This window comes from Hymenobacter sediminicola (assembly GCF_014250515.1).
Lineage (GTDB): Bacteria > Bacteroidota > Bacteroidia > Cytophagales > Hymenobacteraceae > Hymenobacter > Hymenobacter sediminicola.
Genome location: NZ_CP060202.1, coordinates 48,615 through 65,597 on the forward strand (window position 1 = coordinate 48,615; position 16,983 = coordinate 65,597).

The window sequence follows — 16,983 nt, forward strand, 5'->3', positions numbered from 1 at the left end:
TAGGTGTGGAAAGATGCCTAAAACCCTTCTCAGTAACCGGAAACCGCTCATCAGGAATGTGGAAAGCCGTGAAAACCGCTCCTACAACCTGTGTTTTAGGATATATGCCGTGGCCAAAGAAGAATCCGTGGAACATAGCATGCTGCTTAAAACAGCCATTGCCGCCTGTATTCGCGGATTTCAGTTTAGTCAAGTAGCTTTCAAAAACGTTCCACGGCCTTAGGCTCGTTCATTCAAGAGTAGGAGACGAAACATAACCAGGGCAAGGAAGCATGAGTAGCTCTAAGCAGACACTCTACCAGAGGCCGCAGACTACAGCGCAGCAAAAAGCCCTGCGACCACCGAATACGGTAATGGCAGGGCTTTTTGCAAAGAACGTTTAGCTAAAATGCGAGGCGTAGGTCTTCCACTTCCCAGTTGGCGCGCACTTGCACCGGCTGGGGCAGCAGATATACCGGCTCAGGAGGCAGCAACAACTTAGGATCGGCACCCCGCCAGCGGCCATCGGCATCGGCATCAATCAGGACCCGGATGGTGTAAGCGCCTGGGGCCATCCGGTCGAAGCGGAAGGTGGCGCGGGGGCTGTTTAGAGTGGCGACGATGGTACCTTGCGCATCAAGCAGCTGTACATCGTAGCGTTTGTACTTGGTTTGAATGGTACCTGCCAGACTGCCCGTTCCAGATTGCTCCGTGACACGCAGCCGCAACGGTTTTGCGGCCAGCCGCTGCCCCGATATAGTAGTAAGGTTAATCGTATCGAGGCGCAGCGTGAGGATGGATTTGGCCTTGGTATTGAGCAGAACCGTCAGGCGCGACCGGTCGGGGTTCAGAGTGCCATCTGTGCCGAGCACCAGCGGCCGGCGTGCCGTGGAGTCTTCCTGCAAGGTCGCAAAAGGCTTGCCCGTAGCAATTCGGACAGGCTCCGTGAAGATAAAGCGGACTTCACCCTGCCGGTATACTTCGCGCGGATTGCCCTCTACCGAATAGATAGGTGGGCGGCGACTTGGGGCAGTTCCCTGAAACTTCACGTTGATAGTGTCGCGGCCGGTGTTGCCGGCGCTATCGGTGGCAGCCAGCAGGTAGCGGCCTTCCGTGAGAGCTGCAGTCCGGAAAAGCGCGACGGTGCGGCCTGCTTCTGCTAGCTGGATGGCTTCAGACAAGGCCGGCGTAGTTGCGCCGCCCAGGGGGGCCAGCACCGCGGTACGCAACCCTTCGTTGTAGCTGACACGGTATTGAGTAGGAGCTGCCTGCTGCCCGCTCACCAATGGCCGGCGGGCATCGGGGCGTACCAGTTCCAGCTGAACCGTATCGGGGCGTGGGCCGATGGTGACCGGCTGGGGCAGGTAGGCTATTTTCTCCCCTTCGTCGTAGCGGGTGTTCTGGTTTTTGTCGGCCAGAGCATAGAGACGGTAACGGCCGGCTTTCAGGTTGCGCAGTTTGTAAGCGCCGGCCTTGTCGGTGCGGGCCAGATAGTAGGGTTTGCCCTTGCGCAAGGCTGCCGTGTCAGTTTCCGGATAGAGGAGTACCGCGGCGGCATCAGCCGGTTTCTGGGTCAGCAGGTCGCGGACGGTGCCCTGTACCGCGCCCGAGTCCAGTACGGCCCCGGTGCTGAAACTCACCGTGGCCTCGGCTGCGGGCAGGCTCTCCGTAATATCGGAAATAGAGGTGCCGAAGTTGAACGAGTACGTGGTGTTTTCCTCGAGCGGTTTCTCAAACAGCAGCGTTATGGCGTTGCGCTCCTCGCGTACCTTGTACTTGTTGTCTTCGGCAATGGTGGGCGCAATGATGAGGTTCTTCTGCAGATCCTTCACCTGCACAGGCTCTGAAAACACCAGTCGTATTTCCTGCGTGCGTGCGTTGCGGGCACCATTGGCCGGCGAAGAACTGACTAGCTTAGGCGGCGTCACGTCGCGCGGGCCACCCTGCGGCGAACTGATAGAGGCACAGCCCGCCACACCAGCCGCCACCGAAAACAGAAGAAGAAGATTAGCGCGAGCGGACATTGTAGAGCAGAAGCGTGGAAATAGTCAGCACCGCAATGGCCAGCGCCGTAAACAGCGCTGTTCTGCGGGTTGGCTTGTCCTCATCCACCACGGGGGTAGTGTCAGGAACAAGCGCGGGGCGTTGGGCCAGCGTATCGGGCGCGGCGGCGCGGCGGCTGGTGTCTGGCAGCAAGTACGTAGCAACGCCGGAAATAACCGCAGGCGTATGTACGGTGCCATTTGCAGAAGTAGCCGGCATTACGCGCCAACTACTCCCCTCCTCCCCTGTCCCGGCCGTCGGCGCTGGAATCCGCAGCCCGGCGGCCAGCAGTATTCCCAGTATCCAGGTGGCCGGCGTAGGCATAGAATCAGCGTTTGGCCGCTACGTAAATCAGGCTCGAATACTGGCCCTCGTGCTGCGCGGCGTATTGGTTAGACTTGTACCCCGCCTTCAGCACCGACAGCATACCGCCGTTGCGCTCGGCTCGGTGCTTTTCGCTGAGCATGCTCACATAGTAAGCATCTAGGGCCATAGGCAGCGTTTCCAGCACCGTAAGCTTGTGCTTTTTGAGCAGCTGCGTCATAGTTTTGGGGCTGAAATGGTAGAGGTGGCGCGGCACATCGTAGGCGGCCCAGTCCTGGCGGTAGTGCTGGGCATCAAGGCTTTCCACGTTCGGCACTGCAATCAGCAGCACACCATCAGGCTTCAGCAGGCTAATAAGCTGCGTCAGGGTTTCGTTGAGGCTGTGTACATGCTCGAGCACGTGCCAGAGCGTAATGGCATCGAAGAAACCGGTCTGATACGATACTAGGCTTTCGGTACCTACAGGCTGGCCTACCCGCTCCGTTGCTTCTTCGCGGGCACGGGCATTGGGCTCCCAGCCCGCCACCTGCCAGCCGTTGCCTTTGGCCGCCGCCAAAAAATGTCCTGTGCCGCATCCATAATCGAAGAGGCGGCCTTTGCGTGGAGCCAAGCGGTTGAGCAGGCCCACCTTGCGGCGCATCGTGAAGAAGCGCGCCACCTTGTAGGCTTGGTTGATGAGCCCGCCCGCCCCGCTGTTGTGCGACACATATTCGTCCGACTCGTAGTAGCGGCCGATATGCGCCGCATCGGGGCGCGGGTTAGTGAACTGAAAAGAGCAAGCCACGCACTGCTGGATGGCGAAACTCTCCTTGCTGACGGACTTATCTTCTACGACCAGCTTGTTGCGAAACTCCGTTTTGCCACAGACCGGGCACTTCTCCAAACGCTCGTAAACCACAGACTCGGATTGATTATACTGATTGGGCCACGACAAGGTGCCGCCGCCCGGCGAAACACGAAGGTACGAAACCAAAGCGGCCACAGAATCACGAAGAAACTGTGGCCGCGGCCTGCATCACAGCAGGCAGTCTGCCTCAGTTCGCTCCGGGCTTCTTACCGCAGGGTTAGGCTGGTTAATAAGTGAGTCTAGGCCGTCAGCATCGAGTCGTATGAGAAGTGAGTCTACACGTTCTGCCTCTATTGCCCCTGGGCTGCCAGGAGGCGGCTCACCTATTGAGGTGCCGAGTCCGTTGAGCACCAGCACCGGGACTGTAGCAACAGCGCAAAGCCCCAAGCCGAGGGTAGCCCACAGCAGCCAGGCCAGGGCCGGGCCCCACCTCCGCTGGAGGAGCCTGCGGACCATCACCACAAGAGCAAGCAACCCTTGTGCTACCAGCAGCAGCCAGCAGCCTGTTAGCCAGAAGTGAGCTTCCGCAGACCGGCGGTTAATGAACAGCTCGATAAGCAACCCACACACGACAAGGCCATTCAGCAGACCCGTCCAAAACAAGGAACGGGACCAATAACTGGCTACCGTCCCGGTTTTCACCGCCCCAGATACACCATCAGCACCGACACATCGGCCGGCGAGACACCGCTGATGCGCGAGGCCTGGCCCAAGGTTTCGGGCTGAATTTTGAGCAACTTCTCGCGGGCTTCGTGCGAGAGGGCCGGCATGGCGGTGTAGTCGAGGCGGCCCTGAATCACGAAGTTTTCCAGCTCCTGTACGCGGGCGGCCTGCTGGTGCTCCTTCTCCAGGTAGGCCTCGTACTTCACCAGAATTTCGGCCTGCTCCAGCGCGTCGGGGCGGTACGGGGCCAGGGCCAACGTCAACTCGGGCAGCACGCGGGCCAGGGCCGGCAGCTCAATGCCAGGGCGGCGCAGCAAGTTCACGGCGCGGGTTTTCTCGCTGATAACAGCCGAGCCGATTTCGGTGAGCCAGCCGTTGATGTCCTGGGCCTCGATGCCGAAATTCTTCAGCAGCTTGGCTACTTCTTTGGTCTGCTGCTCCTTTTCGCGCACCAGCTGCATGCGCTCCTCCGAGGCCAAACCCAACTCGTAGCCCAGCGGAGTGAGGCGCAGGTCGGCGTTGTCCTGACGTAGTAGCAGGCGGTGCTCAGCGCGGCTCGTGAACATGCGGTAGGGCTCGTCGGTGCCTTTGTTCACGAGGTCGTCGATGAGCACGCCGATGTAGGCTTCGCTCCGCTTCAGCACGAAGGGCGCTTTGCCGTGCACCTTGTTGTGGGCGTTGATGCCGGCCATGAGACCCTGGCAGGCAGCCTCCTCGTAGCCCGTGGTGCCGTTGATCTGGCCCGCGAAGTAGAGGTTCTGGATCAGCTTGGTTTCCAGGGTGAGCTGGAGCTGCGTCGGCGGGAAGAAGTCGTACTCGATGGCGTAGCCGGGGCGGAACATCTTGGCGTTTTCGAAGCCAGCAATTTTGCGCAGGGCGCGGTACTGCACGTCCTCGGGCAGGCTGCTCGAAAAGCCGTTCACGTACACTTCCACCGTGCTCCAGCCTTCGGGCTCCACAAAAATCTGGTGGCGGTCCTTGTCGGCGAAGCGGTTGATTTTGTCCTCCACCGACGGGCAGTAGCGCGGCCCCAGGCCCTTGATGCGGCCCTGGAACATCGGCGACTTCTCGAAGCCTTCCTTCAGGATTTCGTGAACTTCGGAGTTGGTGTAGGTGATGTAGCACGGGCGCTGGTTGCGCAGCGCGGGCGTGTCGAGGTACGAAAACTTGCTGGGTTCAGCGTCGCCGGCCTGCTCCTCCATTTTGCTGTAGTCGAGGCTGCGGCCGTCCACGCGGGGCGGGGTGCCGGTTTTCATGCGGCCGGCCTCGAAGCCCAATTCAATCAGCTGCTCCGTGATGCCGGTGCTGCCTTTCTCGGCCGCCCGGCCGCCGCCAAACTGCTTCTCCCCGATGTGGATGAGGCCGTTCAGAAACGTACCGTTGGTGAGCACCACCGATTTGCCCCGGAACTCAATGCCGAGCTGCGTTTTCACGCCCACGCACACGCCGTCTTCCACCACGAGGCCCGTGACGGCTTCCTGCCAGAAATCCACGTTGGGCGTCTGCTCCAACGTCATGCGCCACTCCTCGGCAAAACGCATCCGGTCCGACTGCGCCCGGGGGCTCCACATGGCGGGGCCTTTGGAGCGGTTCAGCATGCGGAACTGAATCATGGTTTTGTCGGTGATAAGGCCCGACTGGCCGCCCAGCGCGTCCACCTCGCGCACAATCTGGCCCTTCGCCACCCCGCCCATGGCCGGGTTGCACGACATCTGCGCGATGGTGTTCATGTTCATCGTCACCAGCAGGACCTTGGAGCCCATGTTGGCAGCCGCGGCGGCGGCCTCGCAGCCGGCATGCCCGGCTCCTACTACAATGACATCGTATTCTTCTTGCTGAAACATGAATTCGCGGATTTAAGCTAACTGGGCGGTTTGAGCGGCGTGTTGCTGGCAGCCAACCAATGCGGCTGGCCGTTGCTGCGTTGCGCGGGCCGTTTGCAGGAAACAGCCTGCACCGGGGGGAAAGTTCGCGCTACGGTTAAACAGAAAACGCCCGCAGCTGGCAGGCGCTTTGTCAGGAAAACCGTGGCCGAATGCCCTACGCAACACGCTCAAAACGTGCGCAAAGATACGCAGCGCGGCGCGTTTTTGCGTAGCCCGGCACTCACGCTTCGTCGTCGGGCGCGAAGTCGTCCTCGTTCCAATCAGTCATTAGCTCAGCCGCTTGGCGGTTTACCTCCGGCCAGGAGAACGGCAGCCACTGCCCGGTCAGGCAGTCGAACACCTCCGTGGCGGCCGGGCAGGGGAACAGCTTGTAGTCGAACTTGGGGTAGTTGTGGACCACGTAGCCGGGGTAATAGTAGAAGTGGCCCAGGGCGCGGGCGTGCTCCAGCTTCAGCAGCATGAGCACCTTGCCCAAACTGAACTTACGGTACTCGGGGTGGTAGAAGTTCATGATGCCGGCCAGCGTGCGGGCCCCGGTATCGAAGATGCCGGCTGCTACCAGCCGGGCCTCATCCCGGATTTCCAGCACCTCGGTGCTGAACACGTTGTGGGTTGCGCCGGCCAGCAGAAAAGCCTCCACTGTGGGCGGCGCATCGAAGGAAATGGACTGGCGGTATGCAGCATACAACTCCTCCAGCTCGGCCGTGAGCCGGAACGGCCGCCGCCGTACCGTAAACCGCTCAGTGAGGCGCAGCAGGCGGCGCTGCTCGGGGCCGTAATGCACGCGAGCCAGTTCCAGCCGTAGCCAGTGCACCGTGTACAGCTCGTTTTCGATGGGCAGGAACCGGCAGGTAAACAGGTCCTGGTGCATGCGGTAGTAGCCCTGGCCGAGGTAATAGTCCAGCGCCGGGCCGGGTATAATGCGGATAGGATGCGGAGTAGCGGACATAGCAGAGTAGTTGGGGCATTCGGAATATAAAGAACGTCATGCTGAGCGAAGCTGGAGGCGCACTCGAAGCATCTTTACCGCTTCGTTGTGCAGGCATTGATTAGCCAGCGGTAGAGATGCTTCGGCAAGCTCAGCATGACGTTTTTCTATCAACCGGTAATCAATCAAATAACCAGTCAACAAAAAAACGCCCACCAGATGGCGGGCGTTTCAATCTAGTAAAGCAGCGCAGGTTAGAACGTGCGTAGCGAAAGGCAGTCGTCTTCCTTTTTGCGCATGGCGGTCTGGCTGAGCAGGTCCTTATCAGCGTAGCCGAGCAGGTGGAGCACACCGTGAATCATGACGCGGTGCAGTTCGTCGCGGAACGTAACGCCGTGGGTGACGGCGTTTTCGCGCACCCGGTCCACCGAAATGAAGATGTCGCCCTCGATGATGTCGGCGTCGTCGGCGTTGTCGAAGGTGATGACATCGGTGTAGGTATCGTGGTCGAGGTACTCCACGTTTACCTTGTGCAGATACTCATCGGAGCAGAAAATGTAGGTGAGCTGCACAATTTCGTACTCGTGCACCTCAGCTACTCGCTCAATCCAAGACGTCAGCTCCTCGGCATCAGCGACTTTGAAGTCTACATCTTCCACCAGAAACTCGATGCCCGAGCCTTCGTCGCGGCCGAAATCATCGTCTTCCTGGTCGTTGTGCTCGGTAGGCAGGTCGCTCATGCTGGCAAAGGCAGGCTAGTGAGAGGTAGTTTCAGCGCCGTTGATAGCCGATTCGGACTCAGAAGGCGCGGGCAGCAGAAACGTGAGCTGCACGTTGCGGCCATCTTTGTGGAACTCCACTTCGTCGGCAAGATGCCGGATGAGGAAAATGCCGCGGCCACCTGGGTTCTCCAGGTTTTCGGGTGCCGTAGGATCAATCAGGTTGGTATAGTCGAAGCCCGAGCCTTCGTCTTCTATCTCAAACTTCACCTTGTCCTGCTCCACGAACAACGACAAATAGACGTTTTTGTCTTTATCGAACTTGTTGCCGTGGCGGATAGCGTTGTTGACGGCCTCGGTGACGGCCACCATAATGTTGCCGTAGATGTCGTCCTCGATGTGGAAAGTGTCTTTCGAATTATCGATAAAACTTTCAACCACACGAATATTCTCAACAAGAGAAGGAATCTGAATTTTAACCTGCTTCATTAGGTAGTGGTGAGGGGCGGCGGGGCGCAAACTTAGCGAGTCGCTATTTCATTTTCTGAAAATATTCACTTACCTCCCGCTGATAGTAGGGCGTGAGGGCTGGCGGCACGGTACGGAGCAGCTCAGTCTGGCGGTCTTTCTGACGTTTGTATTGGTCAAAGGCAGGCGGAAAAACAGGTGGGCGATTTTGAGCCGACTGTGCCTCACGTTTATCGTCCTGGTCCCGTTCCCGGGCCGATTTCTCGGCTTCGAGCAGGCGGGTCAGGATTTGGCGCTGGCGCATGATAGTCTGCTCCGTCAGCCGCTTGTTTACGAGGTCGGTTTCGGTTTGTTCCATTAATTTTTTCAGTTCGCCGGAGCCGCCACCGCCCATTTCACCTTTGCCATCTTTCTGGCCGGCTTTGGTGCCTTTCTGCTGTTTTTCCAACTCCTGCAGGGCCTGCCGCAACATTTGCTGCTGGGCGGCCAGCTTCGCCAGATCCTCGGAGAGGCCGCGGCCCTGCTTGCCGCTCTGTTGCAATTGCTGAATCTGCTGGTTGAGCTGCTGCTGCATTTTGCCGAGTTGACCTTCGCCGGGGGCGCTGCTTTTTTTCTTTTTCTTGCCAGGCTTGCCGCCACCCTGCTGTTGCTGCTGGCTCTGGCTTTCGCGCTGCTCCTGCTGCATCTGTTGCAGCGTCGAGTTCAGCATCAGGGCCAAGTTGTTCATGCTGGTCATGGCCTGCTGCTGGCTGGCGGTGGCGCGGCTCACGTCGCGCTGCCGGATGTGGTCGAGGCTTTCGTCCATGCGGCCGTTCATCTCGCCTACTTCCCGCGTCACAAAGCTCTGCAGTTGAAATACGCGCTTGGCTAGGGCATATAGGGAGTCCTGCACCACGCGGGCATCGTCCTTGAGCTTGCGCTGGGTTTGGCCGAGCTGCACGAAGCGCGGGTCAGACTGGTCGACGCGGCGGAAGTCCTTAGCCAGCCCTTCCTGATCGAAGCTGAGTTTGAGCAGATTTTCGAGGATGTCGCGCAGGTCGTCAATGTTTTCCTGCTGCTGGTCCTGTTCCTCGTCGCTCATCTGCTGCTTCATCTTCTGAGCCATCTGTTTCATGCTCTGAGAAGCTTTTTGCTGGCTCTGGCTGGCTTTCTGGTTCTGGTTTTTGCCTAGCTGCTGCTCACTGTCCTGCATCTGCTCGTCCACCTGCTGCTGCTCAGGCTTCATTTCGTCGGCGCCATTCTCGTTGCCGAGCTGGTCATCCATCTTCTTCAGGTCCTGCAGGTCTTTCTTCAGCTCCTCGAATTGCTGCTGCTTCTCCTGCTGCTGTTGTTTGAGCTGGTCCTGTTTCTGCTGCTGGCTCTGCTTGCTGTCTTTGTTTTCGGGGTTGTCCTTGTCGTTTTTCTGGGTTTCCTCCGCTAGTTTCTCCTGCTCTTTCGCCAGTTGCTCCAGTTTCTCCAGAGCAGCTTCCTGCTTCTGCTCAAACTGCAGCTGCTTGAACATTTCGAGGGCGCGCTCTAGCTCTTTTTGGAGGGTGTTTTCTTTGTTTTCGAGCTGCTGCAAGAGTTTTTGCATCTCGGGCTGGTTCATGTCCTTCTGCTGTTCCAGCAGCTTCTGCAGCTCGTCGTAGAGTTTCTTGGTCTCAGGGTCGAGCAGGCTTTCCATCATCTTCTGCAACTCCTTCGCCTTTTCGGCCAGCTCCTGGCTTTTGGGGTCCAGCTCGTCCTGCTTCTGGGTCAGCTCGTCGAACATCTTTTTCATGTCGGCCATCTGCTGGTCCATCTGCTGCTTCTGCTCCAGCATGTCCTGCAGCTGTTTGCGGTCCTGGAAATTCAGCTCGCGCTTGGTCTTGAGCTTGTCCTGGCTTTTGGCCAGTTCACGCTCCAGCTTCTTGCTCTGCTCCGCCGATTTGCTCAACTGACTCTGCACCGACTCCGACTGCGAGTTCAGCTGCTCGCGTAATTCGGTGCGGCTGGGCAGGCGGAACTCCGCGGCCCGCGTGCGGGTAGCTTTCGGACCGTGTACGCCGTCGTTGTCCCACACCTGCACGAAATATTCGAGCCGGTCGCCGGGCTGCATTTTCAAGGAGCGCAAATCCCACTGGTAGGCATACGACTGCACCGGCCCAGCGCCTAGCGGCAGCGCCCGCGCCTGAAATGCGGCGTTGGGCCGGGCTTTACTGGTCACGCGGTAGTGCAGCTGCAAGCGCGAAAGGCCATAGTCGTCGCGCAGGTTGCCGCCCAGCGCGAGGTAGCGCAGTGAAGTGGTATCGGGGAAAGATTCTAGGCTGATTTCCGGGCCTTGGTCGGGAATGGCTGTGAGCTGGTACTCGATTGGGTCGCGGTTGAGACTGGCCGGATTCTGCAGTCGCACGGCGTAGCTCTGGGTGCGGCTCACTACCCGCGAAGCCGTAAACTGCTCGTCTTCGGAGGTGGCCGTCAGGGTTTCGTCGGGGCTTTTGAAGAGGAGCTGCAACTGCTCGGTGGCCTGCGTGGCGAAGCGCCAGCGCACGGTGCTGCCCTCCGGTACGGTGAGGTTGCCGGTGTTGCGGATAGTTTCGCGGGGCTTGCCGAGGTAGGCCGGATACGTCACGTCCACCTGAAAGTCGCGCAGGTTAGGGCGTTGGCGCAGGCGCAGGTCGTAGTCGGCGGACGTCACGTTGGCCGCGGCCAGCTGGAACTCCACGTCCTTCTGCAGCTGCTGAAACTGGTAGCTGAAGTGGCCGGGCCGGTCCTGCACGAGGTGCCGCTCCTGGCCGCCGTACTGAATGGTCACATCGTTGGGCAAGGCCTCCCCTTCTACCGTCACCTGCAGCTTAAAATCTTCGCCCTGAAACGCAGTAAGATCTTTGTTTTCAACAATAAACCGGAACGGGGCGGGCGGCGCGTACTTCTGGCGGTAGTTGAGGATGCGGGCCGTGCCCTGCACGAAAAACGCCGGATAAATCAGCAGCACGGCCATGATAACGGCCGCCGGCACAGCCACATATTTCCACAGCGGCCGGGTTTGCTGCCGGATGTTAATGCCGTTTTCGAATTGCACGCCCGCCAGCTGGCCGGCACGCTGCTCCAGGCTGGCCGCAATCAGGGCGTTGCCCTGGGCTTTGTCTTGGAGTTGCAGCGCGTTCAGCAACTTGTCCTGCACATCCGGAAACAGCTCCCCGATGCGCTGGGCCGCCTGCTCGTCGCTCAGCAGCCGGCGCAGGTTGGTGAGGGCGGCCAGCGGCTGCCAGATCCAGCGCATGAAGGCATAGGCAGCCAAGCCCAGGAACCCGAATAACAGCCCGCCCCGCACCCAAGTGGGCAGGTACAGGAAGTATTCGAGCAGGTTGAGCACCAGGAACAGACTCAGCAGCAGCGCCCCGGCTACCAGTGCGCCACGTACCAGCAACGACAGGTAAAATTTGCGCTTGAAGGCCTCCAGGCGGGCCAGCACTTCGCGCAAAGCAGAAGATGTAGAAGACGTTTCTTGCGACACAGGCATATCCAACGGCCATAGTGGCCTCCGGGGAAAGATACGGATTAAGCGGTGCGGGCTGCACGCCCGCCGCCGATAGAACCGGCGCAGTTGCTGGGCGGTTCCGAACGAAATAACCAAGTGGTGCAAAAACCGTGCGGCAGCTAAGCTCCTAGGCGTTCAGGCGGTTTGCTCCAACTTCACTAAGCCAGAAAATTAGCCTAGGTAGAAGGGCAGCAAAAAGCCCTGGCTGATAGACCAGGGCTTCTTCGTGATTCTTGTTTTGGATACTGGCTGTTCCTGACTGCTACTGTAAAGCAGGTAGAGCAACAGCAGCATCAGAGCAATATAGCCCGTGGTTTGGAGCAGGCGCCGGGTATGACCTGACGGAAGGGGACTCTCCTCGGTAAGGGTGTTCCAGTCGTTTGATGGAGGAGTAATCAGGGTCATATAAAGGAATTGAGGCCACAAAGGCACGCGTAAACCGTTTCGTATCCGCCATAAGTTCCCTCAGGCAGAAATAGGCTAAAAACCGACTAGCCCCTGACGACGCCTTTGGCCGTTTCCAGGCCTAAGCCATTCTTACTCCACTAATAGTCGTTGGCTTGTGCCCGCGCTTCTAACTAAATAGAGGCCGGCCGGTAGCGTAAGCGGCAATGGACCTTGGCTGGGCTGCGTATGCGTTGACAAGTGTTGCCCCAGCGCCGTGAATACCTCTACCTGTTGGCCGGGCTCCGGGCCCAGTAGCCGGACGGTGCCGGTAGAGGGGTTGGGCCACAGTGTAAAGGAGGGCTTCGGGGAAGCAGAGTTAGAGGAAAGCGGGCTGGCAGTCAAACGGGCCAGAAACCCTGTTGGCAGCGACCCAGCGTTGTTGATGAGGCGCAACGAGCCAAAATCGGCCGGGGCATCGGCAAAATTACCGGTCAGATACAGCGAATTGCTGGGGCCACTGGCCAGGTGCTGTACCTGGTCGGAGCCGGTGCCGCCGGCTACTACTGCTCCTTGCCATGTTCCAGTAGTCGCACTTAGTCGGCCCACCAGCGCATCGAAACTACCCGCCGAGGTTAGGCTGCTGCTACCCAGCGTGAGAGTGGCGCTATTGAAAGAAGCGCCTACGTACACGCTGCCCATACCGTCGAGGGCTATGCCATGTCCTATTTCGGTGCCGCCGCCGCCACCCGCCGTAGCCCAAACAAAAGCTCCTGTGTTGTCGAGCCGGGCTACTACCATATCTGCATTCGTGGAGCCGGTGCTAATTAAGCGCGCCGAGCCAAAGGTGGCAGTACCGAAGAACTGACCTGCCACGAAGGAGTTGCCAGCGGCATCTACTGTGAGGTCGTAGCCGTTAACCCTGCCTGTACTGCCGCTGCCAGTGGCCCATTGCCAGGTACCGGCCGTGCTAAGCCGAGCCACCAGCAGCCCCGAGTTCGAGCTGGTGCGCACCAGGCCCACGGAGCCGAATACGGCGTTCAGGCTGTTGGTTGAGCCCGTGACATAGGCATTGCCGCTGCCATCCAGTACGATGCTTTCAGCGAAGTCGGCCCCACTGCCGCCACCACTCACGGCCCACTGCCAGCTACCGGCGTCGTTCAGCTTGGCCACAAATATTTCTGCCGAGCCAGTAGGGCCAGTATTGGTAAGGGCTGTGCTGCCGAAGGTAGCGGAGGCCGAGCTGTATGTCCCGGTGATATAGGCGTTGCCGGTTCCGTCCACGGCCAGGCTTTGAGCGTACTCTTCGCCGCCACTGCCGCCCCCGCCCTGCACTGCCCATAGCCAAGTGCCGCTGGGGCTGAGCTTGGCTACATATATATCAAATAGGCCGCCGTTGGAGGCCCGTAGTGTAGTAGAACCGAAGGTAGCGGTGGGCCCGGCAAAAATACCCGTGATATACACGTTGCCGGCCGCATCTACCCCAATGCCCCGTCCATAGTCGGTGGTGGAGCCGCCCCCGTTCAGGGCCCATACCACGTTGCCGGCCGCATCCAACTTGGCCACAAAAGCATCGGAGCCGCCGTTGCTGTAGAGCGTGGTGGTGCCCAGGCGTAGCGTGCTCCCGAATGTGCCCACAATGTAGGTGTTGCCCTGCGCGTCCACCACGGTTTGGTCTACGTCTGAGCCGCCCTGGCTACCCAGGTTACTGAAGGCCATGGCCCGGTCGAAGGCGGGTGCCTGAGCCGCCGCGCTGTAGAAAGCTAGGCTGCCCACTGCGGCAAGCATAAATCGGCGAAAACGGTAGAAAAGGAGCATCGGCAGAATAGAAAACGAGTAGGACTGAAGACAAACAAAGGTAGCCGGCGCACCGGTTGGTTGCCGCCCTTCGTCCGGACTTTTTAGCACCCAAAAAAGCCCGGCCTGAAAACCAGGCCGGGCTTTTTACCCAGTTTTATGCAAGAAAGCGCAACGGCTATTCGCCTTTGCCGGCGGTGCCGTCTTCGTTGGTTTTCTGCTTGCGCTTCTTCTTGCCGTCTTTGTCCTTCTTCACCACCTTCATCTTCTCGGCAGTAGCCGGAGCCGCCGTAGGCGCCGTAGTGGCAGCAGCGGCCGGAGCCGTCAGCGTGGCCACTTTGTTGCCGTTGAGGTCCAGTTCCACTACTTCGTAGCCTAGCTCCGAGAGGCCTGGGAAGGCCTTGGTCCGGTCACCAACTACTACGATGTACATCTGGTCGATGGGGAGGTATTTCTGGGCGCTGGTTTGCAGGTCCTCGCGCTTCAGGTTTTTCAGGATTTCGCTCTGCTTGCTCACGTAGTCGGTGGGCAGGTCATACTCCAGCAGGCGGCCCAGGAAAGCGGCTTTCTGCTGGCCGGTTTCGTACTTGAGGGCGTCGCTCTGGCCCACCGACGCCTGCAGAAACTGCAATTCCTCGTCGGTAGCACCGTTGCGGTAATCCTTAATTTCCTTCACAAATTCTTTCACCGAAGCCGCCGTAGCATCGGCGCGCACGCCGGCCTGTGCCGTGTACGGACCAACGTAGCGCGTGCTCTGGAAGCCCGAGCGGGCGCCGTAGGTATAGCCTTTGTCTTCGCGCAGGTTCAGGTTGATGCGCGAGTTGAAGGCGCCGCCCAGAATGTAGTTGGCCAGATACGCGCGGTAAAAGTCACCGGTGGCATCATAGGTGAGCGGCGTGAGGTAGCCCACCCGGATTTCCGACTGCGCGGCCCCATCCTTGTTCACGAAGTAAATGCGCGTCTTGTCGGGCTGTGGGTTTGGGTCGCTGGCGGGCAGTGTCACGGCTTTGCGGCCCCAGGTTTTCAGGAAGCCTAGGCGCGGTAGCACATCCTTCTGGTCTACGTCGCCTACCACGGTCAGGTAGCTCACGTTGGGGGCGTAATTCTGCTGATAGAACTGCTTCACATCGTCCAGCGTAAGGCCCTGCACCGATGTAGTCGAGCCCGATGTCGGGATGCTCATCACGTCGCCGGGACCGTAGAGCAGGCGGGCGTACGTGTTGTTGGCAATAGCTACGGGCTGGGTGCTCTGGTTGGCAATGCCTTCCAGGGTCTGCTTCTTCAACCGGTCGAAGTCAGCCTGCGCGAAGCGCGGACGCATCAGCACCTCCTCCAGCAGTGCCAGCGTGGCGGGCAGGTTTTTGGTGAGGCTGCGCACCACAATCGTCGTGTTGTCGTCGCCGGCATTGGTCGAAATGTCGCTGCCCAGCTTCTCCAGCGCGGCAGCAAACTGCTCGCCGGTGTATTTCTGGGTGCCTTCTTCCAGCATGGCCGCCGTGAGCGAGGCTACGCCGGCTTTGTTGCGGTTCTGCTGCTCCAGGCGGTGGCCGCCCCGGATAGTGAGCAGCATGGTCACGGTTGGAATTTCGGTGTTGCGGTTGCCGATGATCTTCAAGCCGTTATCGAACTCCTGGCGCCATACAGCGGGCACCTGGATGACTGGATTGGCACCGCCTTTCGGCTGCACGCTCCTGTCGAAGCTGTCGGTGGCTTTGGCGTATTTCAGGCCGGCGTACTCGTCGGTAGCAGGAGCTTTGTAGCCGTCCTTGCTCACCGTGAAGTTGTCGGCTTTGGCTACCAGGGCTGTGCTGCCCTTAGGCACCACGCTCAGCACCACAGCTTTCTTGCCTTTGATATACTGGTTATACACACGCTGCACATCGGCTTTAGTGAGGCTGCGGATGCGCTGCAGCTCCTGGGGCAGGCGGTTGGGGTTGCCAGCAAACGTCTGGTAAGCAGCCAGCTGGCTTACTTTACCGCTCACGCTGGCCAAGCCGTTCACCACGTCGGCTTCACGGGAGGCTTTGAAGCGCGCCACGTCATCGTCGGTGACGCCACGGCGCTCAAACTCGGCCATCGTGCGGCGCACGATAAGCTCAGTGCTGTCGAGGCCTTTGCCGGGCAGACTCAGAGCCATAATGGTAAACTCGCCGCCTAGCTCCGACGTGGGGTGGTAGGCGCGCGTCTGCACCGACTTCTGCGTCTTGATCAGGTTCTTGTAAAGCAGTGAGTTTTTGCCGCCCCCGATAATTTCAGCCAGAGCATCAATGGCTACCTCGTCGGGATGATACTGGGGCACCGTCGGGAACACCATCTGCAGCATCGGGAAGCGCACATTGTCTTCGTAGTGCACGTAGCGGTCCTGGGTGAGAGTGGGCGCGGGCAGCTTCATGTTCTGCACGGCCGGGCCCCGGTTAATGGAGCCAAAGTATTTCTCCACCAGCTTCACTACTTCGGCCGGCTTCACGTCGCCGCCTACCGTGACGGTAGCGTTGTTGGGGCCGTACCAGCGCAGGAAGAAGTTCTTCAGGTCATCTACGTTCGACCGGTCCAGGTCTTCGAGGTAGCCGATGGTGAGCCAGCTATATGGGTGGCCATACGGATAAAGCGCCTTGGCTACGTTTTCAGAAGCTAGGCCGTAGGGGCGGTTATCGTAGTTCTGGCCCCGCTCATTTTTCACGGTGGAGCGCTGTACCTCAAACTTCTGCTGCGTCACGGCATCCAGCAGGAAGCCCATACGGTCCGACTCCAGCCACAGCGCCGTTTCGAGCTGGTTGCTGGGCACGGTTTCGAAATAGTTGGTCCGGTCGCGGTTGGTGGTGCCGTTCAGCGTACCGCCCGACGACGTCACGAGCTTGAAGTGCTGCTCGTCGGCTACGTGGTCGGAGCCCTGGAACATCATGTGCTCGAAGAAGTGGGCGAAACCCGACTTGCCGATCTGCTCCCGCGCCGAGCCGACGTGGTAGGTCACATCGATGTGCGCAATGGGGTCGGAGTGGTCTTCGTGGATGAGCAGCGTGAGCCCATTCGGCAGCACGTATTTCTCGTACGGAATCACCAGCTCTGTGCCCTTGCGGGTCACTTTCTCAACGAGTTTGGTGCCGGTAGCCGAAGTGGCGACAGGTTTGGCGGCTGTGTTCTGCTGGGCGGCGGCCGGCTGCAAGGCCAACGTCAGGCCCAGGCTTAGCAGCCAAAGCGGTTTAAAAGTCATACAGGGAAAATGAGGAGAAACGAGAACGTGAATATAGAGCTACTGACGCAGCAGACGCACTAAAGACGCACGCCGCTCGCCTAACTATAGCCGCGTGGGTTTGGTTCGGGACACATAAAAGGCAGAAAAGGGCGTTATGGCTGCAACTATTCGGGGTGGTGTTGAGCTCCTGAGGCAATAGCAGGCCCAATTATGCTTCACAGAATGTTCATCGGCACGATGTATGTTGCGCAGC

The 16,983-nt window shown here is 59.4% G+C and carries 10 protein-coding genes; all 10 read right to left on the reverse strand.

Features of this window, described 5'->3' with window-relative positions; translation table 11 throughout:
* Window positions 1–383: 383 nt before the first annotated feature.
* Window positions 384–2,003, reverse strand: coding sequence for an Ig-like domain-containing domain (locus H4317_RS00205; RefSeq protein WP_185888204.1), 1,620 nt, complete (start codon window positions 2,001–2,003; stop codon window positions 384–386).
* Window positions 1,987–2,346, reverse strand: coding sequence for a hypothetical protein (locus H4317_RS00210; protein ID WP_185888205.1), 360 nt, complete (start codon window positions 2,344–2,346; stop codon window positions 1,987–1,989). The genes H4317_RS00205 and H4317_RS00210 overlap by 17 nt, the downstream gene beginning before the upstream one ends.
* Before the next feature lie 4 nt (window positions 2,347–2,350).
* Entirely contained in the window at window positions 2,351–3,319 is a 969-nt protein-coding gene (locus H4317_RS00215; RefSeq protein WP_260625756.1) for a class I SAM-dependent methyltransferase, read from the reverse strand.
* A 512-nt stretch (window positions 3,320–3,831) separates the two neighbouring features.
* Window positions 3,832–5,700: a tRNA uridine-5-carboxymethylaminomethyl(34) synthesis enzyme MnmG gene (gene mnmG / locus H4317_RS00220; RefSeq protein WP_185888206.1), complete on the reverse strand. Its 1,869-nt coding sequence runs from the start codon at window positions 5,698–5,700 to the stop codon at window positions 3,832–3,834.
* 262 nt (window positions 5,701–5,962) lie between these two features.
* Window positions 5,963–6,691 (reverse strand): GNAT family N-acetyltransferase, encoded by a 729-nt coding sequence (locus H4317_RS00225; RefSeq protein ID WP_185888207.1) that lies wholly within the window; start codon window positions 6,689–6,691, stop codon window positions 5,963–5,965.
* Between the two features lie 233 nt (window positions 6,692–6,924).
* Window positions 6,925–7,410, reverse strand: a complete 486-nt coding sequence (ybeY, locus tag H4317_RS00230; protein WP_185888208.1) for an rRNA maturation RNase YbeY — start codon at window positions 7,408–7,410, stop codon at window positions 6,925–6,927.
* Between the two features lie 15 nt (window positions 7,411–7,425).
* The gene (locus H4317_RS00235) at window positions 7,426–7,878 is read right to left on the reverse strand and encodes an ATP-binding protein (protein WP_185888209.1); all 453 of its coding nucleotides are present in this window, start codon (window positions 7,876–7,878) and stop codon (window positions 7,426–7,428) included.
* Window positions 7,879–7,921: 43 nt separating this feature from the next.
* A complete protein-coding gene (locus H4317_RS00240; protein WP_185888210.1) occupies window positions 7,922–11,338 on the reverse strand; it encodes a DUF4175 family protein in 3,417 nt (1,138 codons plus the stop codon).
* Between the two features lie 555 nt (window positions 11,339–11,893).
* Complete coding sequence (locus H4317_RS00245; protein WP_185888211.1) at window positions 11,894–13,528, reverse strand: SBBP repeat-containing protein; 1,635 nt, start codon at window positions 13,526–13,528, stop codon at window positions 11,894–11,896.
* 187 nt (window positions 13,529–13,715) lie between these two features.
* Window positions 13,716–16,748, reverse strand: coding sequence for a M16 family metallopeptidase (locus tag H4317_RS00250; protein WP_185888212.1), 3,033 nt, complete (start codon window positions 16,746–16,748; stop codon window positions 13,716–13,718).
* Window positions 16,749–16,983 lie beyond the last annotated feature (235 nt).